Consider the following 14,732-nt stretch of genomic DNA (forward strand, 5'->3'; position numbering starts at 1 on the left):
CGCGGTGGTCGCGAGGCGCGTGCCGATCTGGTAGGTCAGCGTGCCCGAGCGGCTGCGCACTTCGCGCACGATGTTGCTCACCTCCAGGTTGACCTTGATGCCCACTTCGTTGTCGAGGTACACGCTGGGCTCGACTTCGAGCTTCAGGCCCACATCGAGGTAGCTCACCGATTCAGACACGCCCACATTGGGCGTCGATGTGGTGGTGATCACCGGCACGCGGTCACCAATCATGATGCGCGCCTTCTCGTGGTTCTTGGCACGGATGCGCGGGTTGGCGAGGATGTTGGTGTCACCGTTTTCAGCCCGCAGGTTGAGCGAAGGGTTGTCGATGCCGATGCTGGAGGCGGCCACGTTGCGCAGGCGGTCGAGCGTGAGCTGGGTGGTGGTGAGCGTGTTGTTGACGACGGTGGTGGAACCGCCGCCGTTGCTCACCACGGTCGACGGGTTGGGCACGATGTTGAGCAGGGTGAACTTGCCCGGCGGGTCGATGCCGATCTCCAGCAGGCGCGAGCGCTTGATCTCCAGCACCTCCACCTCCAGCATCACCTCGGGCTCAGCCAGGTCTTGCCCCGCAATCACCTTCTCGGCCAGGCGCAAGGCGTCGACGCTGTCGCGAATGGTCAGGCTGTTGAGCTTCTCGTCGGCATACATGTCGCGGGTCTTGAGCACGGTCTTGAGCAGCGTGAAGACCGTCTTCGCATCGGCGTTGGACAGGTAGAAGGTTTTCACCGCCAGCTCCAGGTACTCTTTCTGCTTGGCCGGTGTGTTGGGATAGATCAGCACGGTGTTCTCGTTGAGCGTCTTGCGCTCGAGCTGGTTGGTGGCGGCGAGCACGCTGATCACGTCTTCGATGCTGATGTTGGCCACCGACAGCGTGACCTTGATGTCAGGCTTGACCTCGCGGTCGAACACGAAATTGACGCCGGTGGTGCGTGACAGCGCATCGAACACCGACTTCAGGTTGGCCTCTCGGAAGTCGAGCGACACGGGCTTGCGCAAGGACGGTTTCAACACGGGCGCTGCCAGCTCCGCCACGCGGCCAGCCTGCTCGTCCAACTGCTGCTTCAGCTTGAGCGCCCGCGGGTGCGTGGGGTTCTCGGCCAGCACCTTGCGCAGCCGCTGGTCGGCCTCGTCGAGCCGGGCCTGCGCCATCAAGGCTTGCACTTCGTCTATGCGCTGCTGCTGCCCGCGCAGCGCTTCAACGGCATCAAGCCCGGTGCGCGCTCGGATGTTGTTGGCATCGAGCCCCAGCACGCGCCGGTACAGCGCTGCAGCGTCTTCGAACCTGTCGGCATTGCGCTGGGCATCGGCACGCGCGAGCAGCGCACCGACCTGCGTGTCGCGTTGGCGAATCACCAGCATGCGGTACTCGCGGTTCTCGGGCTCCAGGAGGATGCCCTTCTCGATCTGCTTCAGGCCTTCTTCGAGCTTGCCCTCGTCGATCATTTGTTGGCCGTTGCGCACAAACTCGCGGCCGGGCGCGCAGGCGGCGAGCAGCATCGCCAAGCTGATTGCCAGCGCCAGCAGCCGCCGGTTCATCGCCCGCCTCCGAGTGCGACATCAAGCGTTTCATTGAGCGGCAGGTAGGTCAGGGTCATTTTCTTTTCTGTCATGAGGTCGACGCGATAGGCCGCATCAACGGTGTCGCCTGCCTTGACCGGCAGCACGCGCTCGCCTTGCTGGAAGAACGAGGTGCGCACGCCGTCTTCAGACAGGCCACCGATATAGGCATACGGGAACGGCGGCGCCACAGGCTTGGGCGGAGGTGCGGCAGCGACCTTGGGCGGCGGCGGCAGCCACGAGACGTTGTCGAACAGCACCGCGGTCGATTGACCTGCAGGGCTTGATGCTGGCGCGCGGCGAGTGGCCAGGCGGTCCAGCTGCACGCTGGTCGCGGCTGCGGAGGCTGCGGCCGCCGGTGCGGCCGACCTTTCGCTGGGGGTCTCGTTGCGCGCGCGCTGGGTCTTGGCGACGCCGATGACCTCACCCGCGTCATCGCTCGCCAGCGCCACCACGCGCTGCACCAGCAAGGCGCCGCCCACCGCGACGATGAGCATCGCAATGCGCTTTCGGGTAGGGCTCATCGCAGCCATCAGTGTTGGGTCACAAACAGCACGAAGCGCAGCTGCGCCTCCAGCACGGTGGACCTGGCGTCGTGGCGCCGCAGGTTCACCTCTTCCATCGCCAAGCCCGGCAGCTCGTGCAACGCATCGCGCGTGAATTGCCGCAATGCACGGTAGTCGGCCTTGACCGGCAGCACGATCGTGTAGCGCGCCAGCGGTTCGCGCGCCTCGCTCGTCAGCTTGAACTCGGCCTGTGACAGCTGCACGCCCTGCCGCTTGGCCGCCGCATGCAGCCGCGCGAGCGAGGTGTTGAGGCTCTTCTCATCAGAGAAGCGGCGCTCGAATTCGGTCAACTGCTGCTGCGGCGTAAGCCCACTGGGCGCATCTGCCGCACCGCGCCCGCTGAGACGCTGCTCGAGCGCAGCGCTGCGCACATCGAGGCGGCCTGCGTCTTCGCTCAGTGGAGCAGCCGCAGCCCACCAGCCCGCGGCGCACAGCAGCACCAGGCCCAGCGCCACCCAGCCAGGCAGGCCGATGCCGCGCAGGCCATTCATCAGCTCCCAGCGCAAGCGCTTCATGGCTGCTGCACCCAGCGTGCCGCCAGCGTGAACGCCAGCACCGGCACACCTTCGCGTTGCACGGTGTTGTAGCCCTGCAGATGCACCTGGCTGAGCGAAGGCTGCGCGGCCACGCGGCCCACGTAGGCCAGCAGCTCGTCCATCGAGCGCGACTCGCCGGCCAGGCGCAGGCTGCGCTCGCGGGCGTTGGGTGTCAGCGAGAGCACGGCCAGGCCGCGCGCGTCGGCGGTCTCCACCGCGTCGAACAGTTCATCCCAGGGCACCGTGAGTTGGTCGATCACCGCGTTGGCACGTTGAACGCTCGCCAAGGTGAGCGGGTCGGGAGCCACCGCCACGCGGCGCGGTGCCTTGGCGTTCAGGCGCTGGCTGAGCTTGTCAAAGCGGCTTTGCGCTTCGGCATGGCGCTGGGTGGCATCGGCCAAGCCGTCACCAACGGCGGCGGCGGCCACAGCGGCCACCGCCAGCATCGCCCAGCCTGCCCACCGGGCCGCGGTGGCGGGTGGCCGGCGAAAGTCCAGCTGCAAACGGGGTGGCGTCACTGCAGGGTTTCCATGCGGTCGGGCACGCACGGCAGATCGACGACCTGCCAGCTGCTGCCGGCGTCTGCAGCGCTCGCACGCACGGGCACCGGCTCGGCCGACGCGCCACGGGCAACATACACCGGGCAGCGTGGCTCTTCGGTACCGATCAGAAACCACTCGCGGTCGAGCAAATGGGCCAGCTCGCCGCTGCCGCTGGGCACGCGCTTCACATGCAAGGGTTCACGCTGTGACACCAGCAGCAGCGTGGTCCACGGCCCGTCGATCCAGACGAACCAGAACAAGCTGGCCTCGATGTGCCGGCGCAGCTGGTTGTAGGCGTGCGTGAGCGAGGGTTGCACGCTCACCAAGCTCAGGTGGCGGGCCTGCGCCAGCGCGCCCAGTCGGTCGAGCACCGTGGTGTCGATGGCGCAGGCCAAGGTTGCCGCACCGTGGTGGGTGGGGTGGGCGCGCACCGTCCAGTCGTGCGCCGCCTCGCCGAAGGTCTCGGTGAAGCAGTGCCTGACGAAAACCTGCCGCTGCTGCGGGCTCGAAAGCTCGTCGCTCCACGGCACGATGCGGTAGCGCACGCCCTCGCCCGCCACCACGCAGGTGAGGCGTGCACCGCGCCGCAGCGCCATGCGGTCCAGCTCGCCCTCGAAGGCGTCGAGGCTGAGCTGGGCTTTTTGCGGCCGCAGCCACAGCAAGGTGGGTTCAGGAAACCAGCGTGACACGGTTGACCTCTTCAAGTGTGGTGTGGCCATCTAACAGCAGGTCGACCGCGGCATCGCGCAGAAAGCGGGTGCCGTTTTTGCGTGCCGCTTCTTTGATCTGCCGCACGGGCGCACGCGCCACGATCAGCTCGCGCAAGGCGTCGTCTAGCAGCAGCAGCTCGCCGACGGCCTTGCGCCCCTTGAAGCCGGTGCCGCGGCACTTGCCGCAGCCGCGCCCGGCTTTCAGCACACGACCTTCCACGCAGGCCGGGTCGATCAGCGACTCGCGCAAGACCTCAGGGCTCAAGCTGACCGGCTCGCTGCAATGCAGGCAGTTCACCCGCAGCAGGCGCTGGGCCAGCACGCCGGTGAGGGCGGAGACAAAGCTGTAGGGGTCGACGTCCATGTGGGTGAAGCGGCCGATCACGTCGAACACGTTGTTGGCGTGCACCGTCGACAACACCAGGTGGCCGGTAAGTGCCGCCTGAATGGCGATCTGCGCGGTCTCGGGGTCGCGAATCTCACCCACCATGATTTTGTCGGGGTCGTGCCGCAAGATGGATCGCAGACCGCGCGCGAAGGTGAGCCCCTTCTTCTCGTTGACCGGGATCTGCAGCACACCCGCCAGCTGGTACTCCACCGGGTCTTCGATGGTGATGATCTTGTCGTGCCCATGGTTGATCTCGGAGATGGCGGCATAAAGCGTGGTGGTCTTGCCGCTGCCGGTCGGGCCGGTTACCAGCAGCAGGCCATAGGGGTCACGCGCCATGCGTCTAAAGGCGAGCAGCGTGGCCTCGTCGAAGCCCAGCACGTCGAGCCGCAGGCCGGACACCTGGTCGGCCAGCGAGCGCTTGTCGAGCACGCGCACCACCGCGTCTTCGCCGTGGATGCTGGGCATGATGGACACGCGAAAGTCGATCTCGCGGCCCAGTGCGCGCACGCGAAAACGCCCGTCTTGCGGCACACGCCGCTCGGCGATGTCGAGCTCGGACATCACCTTCAAACGCGACAGCACCTGCTCGGCCAGCTCGCGCCCTTCGATGGCGCCCACCTGCGTGAGCGTGCCGTCGAGCCGGTACTTGATCACCAGGCCACTCAAGTGGCTTTCGATGTGGATGTCGCTCACGCCGCTCTTGAGCGCGTCGTACAGCGTGGAGTGCACCAGCTTCACCACCACGCTGGTGCCTTCGCCGATCGAGCGTATCGACAGGTCTTCGAGATCGGTGCTGCTGGTGGCCGTGCTCTCGCTCGCCGGCAAGGCGGTGTCGATGGCACGCATGGAGTCTTCGTGGCGCGACAGGAAGGCGACGATGTCGGCCGACTGCGCCAGGCGCAACTCGTAGCCACAGGGCATGCGCTCTGCGTACCAGGCCTGCAGGGCATCGTCGAACGGGTCGGACACGACCAGTACCACCTGGCCGCTTTCGCGGAAGGCCAGGCAGCCCCGCTTCACCGCTTCGGCATAGCCCAGCAGGTCGAAAGCGGGGACTAGCGCGAGCAGGCCGTGGCTGTCGAGCACGCGGTAGCCCAGCGCGCCGCCCAGGGCTTGCATCAGCATCTCGGGCGCCAGCGCCAGCTCTTCTTCGAGCACCGCGGTGGCGCTGCGCTGCTGGCCGCGCGCCTTGAGGCGCGCCGCCCGCACGATGGCCGGTGTGAGCATCTGGGTGGCCAGCTCGCCCTGCACATGCTGCTCGGTGAAGGCGTTCATTGCACGCTCCCCGCCAGCTCGAAGATAGGCGCGTACATCAGCAGCACCACGATGCCGATGACGATGCCGATGGCCATCATCAACAAGGGCTCGAAGAGGCGGATGAACCACTCGATGGCCTGAGAGATGTCTTCTTCATGGAAGCCGGCGGTGCGCTCCAGCATCTCGCCCATCTGGCCGGTGCGCTCGGCCGCGCGCAGCAGGCGCAGCGACACGGCGGTGGTGAGGCCATGGGTTTCGAAAGCGGCGGAGATCGAGCGCCCTTCGCCTATGTCGCGCCGCGCGGCGGCAAGCGCCGGGTGCAGGTTGACCGGCAGCAGGCCCACCACCAGGTCGAGCGCGACCACGATGGGCATGCCGGCCTGCTGCAGCATGCCGAGCGCGCGGTAGAAGCGGGCCAGCTGATAGACCCGCACGTACTCGCCGACGCGTGGGATGCGCTGGATCAGCCGCGCCGCCGCAAACCGCACCGACTCGCGTGTCAATGCGTAGATCAAACCGGCCATTGCCAATGCGCCGCCCACGAGCAGCTGCTGGCCGTGGGCATGGGCGAACTGCCCCCACTGCAACAACAGGCGCGACATGGGGGGGATGCGCTCGCCCATGTCTTGAAACACCTGGCTAAAGCGCGGCACCACATAGAGCAGCAAGAAGGCGATGACCAGCGTGCCCACGCCGAGGATCATGGCGGGGTAGATGGCGGCGCCAATCACGCGCTTGCGCATGTGGTCAGACTGCGCGCGGTACTGCACGAAGCGCTCGATGGCCTCGATGAGAGCGCCAGTGCGTTCGTTCGCGCGCACGCTGGCCACGTAGAGCGGCGGAAAGACAGCTGGCTGCGCTTCGAGCGCGGCCGAAAACGACAGGCCCACCTTCAGCTGCTCCATCAGCTTGGTCAGCACCTGCTTGGCGTCGGCTCGCGTTTCGCGGTCGGCCAGCGTCTCGATGACCTCGACCACCGAAAGCCCGGCCTTCAGCAGGATCAGCAAGCTCTGGTTGAAGTGCAGCAGCGGAAACGCCGGCGCTCGCCTGAACCCGAGCCCGAGGCCGCGCCTGGCGGCCGCAAGCTTGACCGCCACCACCGCATAGCCTTGCGACTCAGCCTGTAGGCGCGCATCTTTCGGGTCGGCTGCCTCCAGCATGATGGAAACCGATTGCATGTGGCGCACTGCCTTGACGGCGTATTGCATGGTCACTCGGCGCGTGCGTGCGGCCGCTCACCAGCTGGTGATGTCAGCGTCGAGCCCGTCGCCACCGGGGCGGCCGTCGCGGCCCAAGGAGCTGATGTCGACGTCGCCATGCTCACCCGGAGACACGAAGACATAAGGCTGGCCCCAGGGGTCCATGGGCAGCGCCTTCTCCAGGTAGGGGCCGTCCCATTTGCTGATGTTCGCAGGCTTGGTCAGCAGGGCCTGTAAGCCTTGCTCGGTGGTCGGGTAGCGGCCCACGTCAACACGAAATTGCTGCAGTGCTTTTTCGAAAGCAACAATCTGTGCCTTGGTGGTCTTGACTTCAGACTTGCCGATTTGCGCGAAGTACTTGGGGCCCACGTAGGCGGCGAGCAGGCCGATGATGACCATCACCACCAGCAGTTCAAGCAGCGTGAATCCGCGGCGCTGGCGAACAAACTTCATGGCGGATGCGTCTCGGGCGTTGGGAAAAACGCAGTGTGCGCAGCGAATGTGACGTGGTGGTGAAGAGGCGCTGGCGCCACCACGGCCCGGCGCGTGTTGCACGCCCAGCTTCGATCACCGCCTCTTGTTTATTGCGCGACTTTCTCAGCAGAGGCTGCTGGCGCGTGCGACACGCCGCGGCGGCCGAACGCTTCGATTCGAGCGTCGAGCCGATCGAAGATCTTCTGCGAATCGAGCACCCGCTCGGCGTAGGCGCGGCCCGCAGCGCCCAGGCGTTGTCGTCGCGCCGTGTCGGCACTCAGGCCAGCAATGGCACTCGCAAACCCGTGCGCGCACTCAGGCTCGGTGACGACGCCGCAGCCTTCGACGATCGAGGCGATCTCAGTGCCGGGAATGGCGGCTGCGATCACTGGCCGGCCGCTGGCGAGCATGCCCGCGAGCTTAGAAGGCATCACCAGATCAGCCGCGCCCCGCAACTGCGGCAGCAGGTGGACGTCGGCCATGTTGAGCAAGGCATTGAGGGCCGACAGGGGTTGCAGGTCCATGAAGCGGATGTTGCCGAGATCGGCGGCCGAAGCTTCGAGGTCTGGCCGCACTTCGCCGTTGCCACAGATCACGAACACCACGTTCGATTCGTCTTTCAGCAAACGAGCCGTCTCGATCAGCACGCCCAGGCCCTGCTTGCGGTTGATGGTGCCGGAGAAGAGGCACACCACCTGCGAAGCAGAGATGTTGAGCGACTGGCGCAGCGCCTGCGACATGTCGGTGGGCCGCACGGCGGCCAGGTCGACCCAGTTGGGCAGCATCTCGGTGTCTTGCAGAGGCACGCCCTTGGCCGCCAGCTTGCGCAACATGCGGCTAGAGATGGTGGACACGGCATCGAAGCGGCGCATGAGGAAGCGCTCGGCGGCCAGCGCACAGCGGCGCGCGAATGGCTTTTTCAGCATGCCCAACTCGAACGCTGCATCGATCTCCAGGTCTTGTATGTGCAGCCATGCCTTGGCACCGGCCAGACGCGCCGTGAGCCAGGCCGCAGGCGCGCAAAAGAGCGCAGGCGCTACTGCGAAGACGACGCGCGGCTGCCAAAACACCAGGCGCAAGAGCACGGGCAAGCTGGACAGCGCAAAGCTCGCCAGATGCAGCAGCCGCTTGAGGCCACCCAGGCGCTTGGGGATCCACACCGGGCAGCGATAGACCGTGAGGCCCGGCCGGGGGTGTTCGACTTGATAGTGGCCACCCGAATAGCCTGGCTGCACACGCCAAGTCGGGTAATACGGAGGGGCGCACACCACCCGCACTTCGTGGCCACGCGCCACCAGGTCGTCTGCCATTTCGCCAGAGTACTTGCCGATGCCGGTCAACTCGGGAGCAAAGTTCATGCTCAGCAGCACTATTTTCATGGGGCCTCTCTCCTGTTTCTAGACCGATGTTCGCGGGCTGTCGTGACTGACGCATGTCGCTCGGACTAGTCCGATCGCCTCTGACAGCACATCGTTTGCATCGGCATAGTCCGAACGGGCCATGGGCTGCGCCACCACCGCAACGCAATTCAGGAGACGATTCGCCGATGAGCCTCGTGCTGAAAGAGATCACCCTCGTCTTCTTGTCTGTTGCCGCCGGCTTGGCGGTCTGGCGCATGTGGCCACAGCGCAAGCTGCTGGCCCTGGTGGTCTGCCTGATGGCCGCCTTGCTGATCAACGCACTGGCGCGCGTGTGGGGCATAGACCTGAGCGGTGTGTCTTGAGGAGGCTGTTGCTTCTGGTCTCAGCGCTGCTGGGGCCCTTGGTGGCGCTGGCACTGGGCGCGTGCGCCGCGGCGCCCCCGGCACAAACGCCCGACTTCGTTCGCGCGCTGCGGCAAAGCGCGCCGGCCGTGGTGGGGATTGGCAATGACAGCGTCGTGCTGGGCTCTGGCTTTCGCGTGGCGAACACAAGCCTCATCGCCACGGCGGCGCACACCTTGGCGTCATTGCAGGCGGCGCCGACGGTGCATTGGGAATCGAAGCGCTGGCGCGCCCGCGTGGTGGTGGTCGATCCTGACAAAGACCTCGCCTTGCTGGAGATCGATGCCAGCGCCCCAATACCAGGCCTGGCCTTGGCAACAGAGGCCGCGATGCCGGGCGAGTGGATTCTGGTGCTGGGCTGCCCCTTCGGCACGCAGCCCACTGCCACCACCGGCATCGTGAGTGCCCTGCCCGGCGCCGTGCTCGTGCCGGAGGCGTTGGCCCGGCGCATGCAACTCAACGCGGCGGTGAACCCGGGCAACTCTGGTGGGCCGGTGCTGAACCTGGCCGGTCAGGTGATCGGCATCGCCAACGCCACCATACCGGCAGGCTTCGGCATAGGCTTCGCCGTTCCGGTGGCCGAGCTGGCGGAGATGCTGGCGCAGAGGGTCAAGCCTGCAGAATGAGGCTGGGCTGCCCCCCACGAATACCAAAGCCCCTCAAACACCCCGCGACAAAATCACCATGCGCACTCTTTCGCTATTCGGCTTCGCCTTGCTGCTCGGCTCGATACCCCTGGGCCTCAAGGCGGCCAGGCGCGTCAGCACCTATCGGCAAATGCAAGCCTGGCCGAAGGTGCACGCCACGATCACCCAGTCTTTCGTACGAGACGGGTCGGGCGACGATGGCACGATCAACCTGGCCGAGTTTGCGTTTCGCTACTCGGTAGGGGGTGCTCAGTACACGTCAAGCAAGCACACGGAAGGCACCCCATTTCCGGGCACCGAAGACGATGTGAAGAAGATGCTGAAACGCTTCCCCGTGGGCGCCACGGTTGAGGTGGCCGTCAACCCCGCAGACCCACGTGAAGCGGTGCTGGACACGGGGTTTCCAAATGCCTGGAACCTGCTGAAGCGGGCGAGTGTTGTGGCCTTCGTGGTGGGCCTCGCGATCATGCTGGCCGACATGACGCTTGCGCACTGACAGGCCGGCTCAGCCGCACTGCCCCAGGAAGTTGAGGTTCAGCGCCGAGACGCCGCCAGTCTTCTGGTTCATCACGATCACGATGCCTACGCAAGGCAGTCGACCCTGGTTCACACGCGGCCAGCCGTTGCCGAAGTAGAGGCGGTCGCCACCGAAGATGTCGTCTTCGTCGATGAAGTCGGGCGTGACCACCGCGCCCACACCGCCTTCTTGCTGCAGCGAGTTGGTGATCGACACCACCTTGTTGATCAGGCGTATGCCGGCCGCAATGTCTTTGGGTTGGCGCAGTGTCATCAGGTTGCGAATGAGGTCGCCGCCGATGCAGCCGACCAGCGCCACCTTCACCGCGCTGGCATCGCGGCCGAAGCCTGAGCCCGTCACCAGGCTGGGCCGGTAGTTGGGGCACACGAAAGCCAGCGACGAGCTCGCCAGGCAGGCGTCGATCGACAGGCCACCCGGGTTGTTTTCGTTGATCACGTTGGCGACCGTGATGTTGATGAGGCTGTTCACCAGCGTGACCGTGAGCTCGATGATGTTGGCCCGCGCCGTGCCCGACAAGTCGGTGAAGATGGAAAACGCGGTCGAGAAGAAGGAGAACACCTGCACCGGCTGCGCGCCGGCGTACATGGCGCGTGGTGAACCGGCTGCCGCGGCAGGGCCCGAAGGCCGACCCGCCACCCGCGTGGACGTGCGCAGGCTGCTGGTGGTCACGGTGGCCAGCAGCTCGCCCGACTTGCGCTTGATGGCATCCAGCAGCAGGGGCAGCTCGGTGCCCACCTGAAGATTGATCGCAGCCTCCTGCTGGGTCGCACCCAGTGCACTCAGCTGCAAGGCCTGCAAGCCGACGAGCGCCTGCTTGTATGCCACGGCCGCGGCCTGCAGCGCATCGATCGATTCTTGCGAGAGCGCGTTGACGTTGACGGCCTCCACCTGCGCGCGCGCCCCGCGTATGCGCGTGACCAGAGTGTTCAGTGCTGTCACGAACTGCGCGTCTTGCGGCCCTGCCACAAAGCCACGTGAGACCAGCAGCGCCGGCGTGACCAGGTAGCCGTTGGGCGGCGCCAGCGCTTGTGTGGCGCCGAGCACCGCACTGGAATAGTCATGGTTGCCATTCACCGCCTGCAACGCAGCCCGCGCTTGCGCCAAACCCGCAGCGTCGCCGTTCTGGCTGGCCAACGCAGCAGCAGCCAGCAGGCTTTCCATCTGGCCGGCGTACTGACTCGCCTTGACCGTGACGGCAGCCGTGCCGCTGGGCAAGACCATCACCTCTTTGCTGGCGGTGAGAGAGGTGCCCGCAACGGACACGGTGACGCGGTAGCGCCCGCCGGTTTCTCGGCCGTAGTTGGGGTCGGTCGGGTCGCCGTCGGCGTACTCGCCCTCGGGGTCGACCGTCATGTCTTGGTTCAGCAGCCGCTTGACGAGCTTGGGGAAGCTCACGCTCAGGCCACTGACCACCGGCGCATTGCCGGTGACTGTGCCCACGGGCGCCACTGCCACGTTGAGCTGCAAGTCGGCGTTGTCCAGCAACCTGCCGCCACCGTCGCGCACCACCGGCAAAACCGAGACGCTGCCGTCAGGCGCCACGAAGGGCTCTGACAAGCTGAGCTCCAACGACGCCGGGCCCGCGACCACGCCGCCCGCCACCACCCAGATCAACGAGGCCGGGTTGAACGGCGCGGTGCGGTCTTGGCGAATGGTGAAGGTGTCGGTGCTGGTGAGCGTGGCCCCCGCAGCAATGTCACCCAGCGCGACCGAGCCTTTCACCACTTGCGTGGCGGGCGAGTTGCTCACCACCAGGGCCTGTGCCGCCGCCAGTGCCGGTGTGCCATTGCGCACCGTGATGCGGTAGGTGTAGTCGAAGCTGGTGCGGCCTGCGCGCACCGAGCTCACCAGCTCCTGGCCCGTGACCTCGGCCGCGGCGTGCGCCACGCCTGGCAACACAGAGACCAGCATGGCAAAGCCCGCCACGAGGCCCGCGAAAACGGAGCGGCTGCGGGCCATCATGGCTGCACCCCTGCGGCGCCAGCGAGAGCAGGCGTGCTGCGCTTGCCACGCAGACTGAAGGCACCGCCGCTGCACAGGCCGAACAGCATCAGCGCGAAGCCGGCAGGCAAGGGCACGGGCGATGGCGTAGCCAAGGACGTGAGGCCGCTGTAGACGGTCTGGAAGGGCTCAGACGTCACCAGTTCGAATCGCTGCGCACCCGGTGTGAGGCCTGCGAGATACGAGAAGAACACCGAGAAACCGGTGATGGTGCTGCCCGCCGCCACATTGCCCGACAGGTGCAGGGCATCGAAGAACCCCGCATCGGGCAACAGAGGGTCGGGTTGCACGACCAGGCTGCTCCAGCCACCGGGCGTGGCCGCCGCCGAGAGTGCGCTTGCGCCGGGGGCATCGAAGTAGACGGTGAACTCATCGAAGCTCAATGCCGGGCCGCTGTTGTTCAGCGTGTAGTCGTAGCGCCAGGCGTCACCGCCCAGCGACGTGGCGGTGTACTCGACCATGGCCGCCTGGGCCGTCGACACACAGGCCAGCGCGCCCAACAGGGCGCACGCTGCCCAACGATGCAAGCTCTTGCTCATCACTTCTCCCTCCCTCTTTTTTTAATGTGAACCCTGATGAGCGCCGAGGCACTCAGCCAAGCGCCCTGGGCTCGCTCAGGCTTCGCGCTTGCGGCGCGCCACCACCCCAAGGCCGGCAAGGCCGAAGGGGAAGAGCAACAGCGCTGCAGGCAGTGGCACGGCGTTGACCGAGACGTTGTCGTAGGCCACGTTGACGTTGTCGCCGAAGGAAATGGACTGGCCAGTGCCCCCGAACGCCACCGACGCCAGCGACCAGGTGTCGAAGGGGGCTGCGTTGGTGGAGTTCTCGCCAAAGCTGATCGAGCCCAGCAGGCTGCCGCTGCCGTTGAGGCCGGAGTACACATTGACCGTGGTGGAGCCACCGGCCGACGAGTAGTAGAAATTCACCGCGCCCACGAAGCCCGCGGCCACGTTCATGTAGGTGGCCACGTCGGTGGCGAACATCACGGTGCCCGGCGTCGGCGCGTTGGAGAAGAACTCGCCGTTGGGGCCGCTGCCTGTGCCGTCGTTGGCCAGGGCCAGTGCCGGCAGGCTGAAGTTGACGCCGAGGTTGGCGCCAGCGCCCCCGTTGTAATAGTTATCAATGGACGCGAAGCTGGGCGCGCCTTCGAAATCGACCGTGAGCATGGCAGCAAATGCCGGGGCAGCGGCGCAAAGGCCAGCGGCTGCAATAAGTGTGGGAATCAATTTCATGAGGCGGCTCCAAGATTTATTAGTGCCCATCAAATAAATCGGGCTGGACGTGATCTGGCCTCATTTGAGTTTCTTGACGAAACTGCCGCAATGCCCCGAACGGCTGTTTTTCATGACGGAAAAATGGCAGACGCCACCCGAGCCTGCCATGTGTCAATTGATTGACAACCAACATGGCCCAAATGGGTGGGTGGTAGCAACCCGGAGGGGCGTGCACCGCCTTCGCGATATAGCTATATCGAGCTACTTGAGCGGATTACCCCAAGCACTCGCTTCTTCACTCCCGGGTCACTGCAGGCCTTTAACGTTCGCGCTCGAACCACGGTTTTCTGGGTATTTCTTCCCTGAATTTCCATCGGGTCTGTCCAGATTACCCAGCGCAACGAATCTAAACCGAGGAGTGTTATGAAAATTCGATTCACCAAGAGTCAGGTCGCGCTTGCCGCGATCGCCGTGGTCGGCGCAACCGCCATGGGCGTGGCCCCCACGGTCGCCAACAGCAAGCCCGCGGGCAAGTACGTCACCGGCGACTTTCACAACCACACCACCTGCTCTGACGGCGTGATCTCGATGCAGAAGCTGGTGAAGAAAGTGACTGACACAGTCGAGACGCCCTGGGGCCTCGACTGGTTCGTGCAAGCCGGCCACGGCGGCAACGGCAACCGCAACTGCACCTTGGCTGAAGACGCCACGCTGAGCACCCCGGCTTATCCGTACACCGGCGCAGGCCCCACCACCAGCTGGACGGCCAGCGTTGGCGCCGCCAACATCAAGGGCACCGGCGGCGGCGTAGGCGGCACCGGCAACATGTGGCGCTGGCAAACAATTCAAGAATTCCAGTACCCGCTGATCGAGTACCTGGCGGCCTACCGCGACCTGCCGCTGTTCATGGGCCTGGAGTCTGTGGTCGCAGGCCACGAGCACTCGTCCATGTCGGTCATCACCGGCCAGATGCCGGCCTCGCTCGACAACGCCACGCTGCCCACCACCCCTGGCTACACCCCCGCTGGCAGTGCCACGGCGCTGGCCCAGTGGTCGTACTGCTTTGACCGCGGTGACACCGACACCAGCCGCGGCAACACCACCGGATCGGCCGTCGGCAACAACTGGAACTGCGCCGTTCCCGGCAGCTTGAACGCGGCCGACCCGAGCTGGAATGCCACCGCGCAGAAGCTGATCCCCGCCAGCGGCACTGGCAACGGCACGCGCGGCCACGACAAGACCGTCGAAGCCATGAAGTGGATGGCCGCCAACCACCCGACGGGCAGCTACTACGTGCCCGCCCACCTGGAGCGCGCCGGCCCGTTCAACCCG

General features: G+C 65.9%; 15 protein-coding genes and 1 pseudogene. 4 read left to right on the top strand and 12 right to left on the bottom strand.

Going from position 1 to position 14,732, the window contains the following annotated elements; translation table 11 throughout:
• The 9 genes from AC30QB_RS13095 to AC30QB_RS13135 form a co-directional block, all read right to left on the bottom strand.
• Nucleotides 1-1,542 (bottom strand): secretin N-terminal domain-containing protein (locus tag AC30QB_RS13095; RefSeq protein WP_489546664.1); only part of this gene is annotated, 1,542 nt, incomplete at its 3' end.
• The gene (locus AC30QB_RS13100) at nucleotides 1,539-2,087 is read right to left on the bottom strand and encodes a hypothetical protein (protein ID WP_489546665.1); all 549 of its coding nucleotides are present in this window, start codon (nucleotides 2,085-2,087) and stop codon (nucleotides 1,539-1,541) included. The genes AC30QB_RS13095 and AC30QB_RS13100, both read right to left, overlap by 4 nt.
• An 8-nt stretch (nucleotides 2,088-2,095) precedes the next feature.
• A complete protein-coding gene (locus AC30QB_RS13105; protein ID WP_489546666.1) occupies nucleotides 2,096-2,644 on the bottom strand; it encodes a hypothetical protein in 549 nt (182 codons plus the stop codon).
• Nucleotides 2,641-3,183 carry a hypothetical protein gene (locus tag AC30QB_RS13110; RefSeq protein WP_489546667.1) on the bottom strand — a complete coding sequence of 181 codons (543 nt, stop codon included), beginning with the start codon at nucleotides 3,181-3,183 and terminating at the stop codon, nucleotides 2,641-2,643. Before AC30QB_RS13110 ends, AC30QB_RS13105 begins: the two co-directional genes overlap by 4 nt.
• A complete protein-coding gene (locus AC30QB_RS13115; RefSeq protein ID WP_489546668.1) occupies nucleotides 3,180-3,896 on the bottom strand; it encodes a hypothetical protein in 717 nt (238 codons plus the stop codon). The genes AC30QB_RS13110 and AC30QB_RS13115 overlap by 4 nt, the downstream gene beginning before the upstream one ends.
• A complete protein-coding gene (locus tag AC30QB_RS13120) occupies nucleotides 3,877-5,583 on the bottom strand; it encodes a GspE/PulE family protein (protein ID WP_489546669.1) in 1,707 nt (568 codons plus the stop codon). Before AC30QB_RS13120 ends, AC30QB_RS13115 begins: the two co-directional genes overlap by 20 nt.
• The gene (locus tag AC30QB_RS13125; RefSeq protein ID WP_489546670.1) at nucleotides 5,580-6,773 is read right to left on the bottom strand and encodes a type II secretion system F family protein; all 1,194 of its coding nucleotides are present in this window, start codon (nucleotides 6,771-6,773) and stop codon (nucleotides 5,580-5,582) included. The genes AC30QB_RS13120 and AC30QB_RS13125 overlap by 4 nt, the downstream gene beginning before the upstream one ends.
• 27 nt (nucleotides 6,774-6,800) lie before the next feature.
• Nucleotides 6,801-7,217, bottom strand: coding sequence for a type II secretion system major pseudopilin GspG (gspG, locus tag AC30QB_RS13130; RefSeq protein WP_489546671.1), 417 nt, complete (start codon nucleotides 7,215-7,217; stop codon nucleotides 6,801-6,803).
• 128 nt (nucleotides 7,218-7,345) lie between these two features.
• A complete protein-coding gene (locus AC30QB_RS13135) occupies nucleotides 7,346-8,617 on the bottom strand; it encodes a glycosyltransferase WbuB (RefSeq protein WP_489546672.1) in 1,272 nt (423 codons plus the stop codon).
• 167 nt (nucleotides 8,618-8,784) lie between these two features.
• On the opposite strand from AC30QB_RS13135, the gene AC30QB_RS13140 reads away from it, so the two are divergent.
• The 3 genes from AC30QB_RS13140 to AC30QB_RS13150 are packed head-to-tail and all read left to right on the top strand — an operon-like array spanning nucleotide 8,785 to nucleotide 10,143.
• Nucleotides 8,785-8,961, top strand: coding sequence for a hypothetical protein (locus AC30QB_RS13140; RefSeq protein WP_489546673.1), 177 nt, complete (start codon nucleotides 8,785-8,787; stop codon nucleotides 8,959-8,961).
• Between the two features lie 8 nt (nucleotides 8,962-8,969).
• The gene (locus AC30QB_RS13145; RefSeq protein WP_489546674.1) at nucleotides 8,970-9,626 is read left to right on the top strand and encodes a S1C family serine protease; all 657 of its coding nucleotides are present in this window, start codon (nucleotides 8,970-8,972) and stop codon (nucleotides 9,624-9,626) included.
• Between the two features lie 58 nt (nucleotides 9,627-9,684).
• Complete coding sequence (locus AC30QB_RS13150; protein WP_489546675.1) at nucleotides 9,685-10,143, top strand: DUF3592 domain-containing protein; 459 nt, start codon at nucleotides 9,685-9,687, stop codon at nucleotides 10,141-10,143.
• 9 nt (nucleotides 10,144-10,152) lie between these two features.
• Here the strand turns inward: AC30QB_RS13150 and AC30QB_RS13155 are convergent, their stop codons facing one another.
• The 3 genes from AC30QB_RS13155 to AC30QB_RS13165 form a co-directional block, all read right to left on the bottom strand.
• Complete coding sequence (locus tag AC30QB_RS13155; protein ID WP_489546676.1) at nucleotides 10,153-12,147, bottom strand: hypothetical protein; 1,995 nt, start codon at nucleotides 12,145-12,147, stop codon at nucleotides 10,153-10,155.
• Nucleotides 12,144-12,725, bottom strand: a complete 582-nt coding sequence (locus AC30QB_RS13160) for a hypothetical protein (protein WP_489546677.1) — start codon at nucleotides 12,723-12,725, stop codon at nucleotides 12,144-12,146. The genes AC30QB_RS13155 and AC30QB_RS13160 overlap by 4 nt, the downstream gene beginning before the upstream one ends.
• Nucleotides 12,726-12,800: 75 nt before the next feature.
• On the bottom strand, nucleotides 12,801-13,418 hold the full coding sequence (locus AC30QB_RS13165; RefSeq protein ID WP_489546678.1) for a hypothetical protein: 618 nt from the start codon (nucleotides 13,416-13,418) through the stop codon (nucleotides 12,801-12,803).
• A 405-nt stretch (nucleotides 13,419-13,823) separates the two neighbouring features.
• Here AC30QB_RS13165 and AC30QB_RS13170 point away from each other — a divergent pair.
• Nucleotides 13,824-14,732 (top strand): annotated as a pseudogene (locus AC30QB_RS13170) (hypothetical protein); the annotation flags it as partial.

This window comes from Rhizobacter sp. (genome assembly GCF_046595475.1).
GTDB lineage: Bacteria > Pseudomonadota > Gammaproteobacteria > Burkholderiales > Burkholderiaceae_C > Rhizobacter.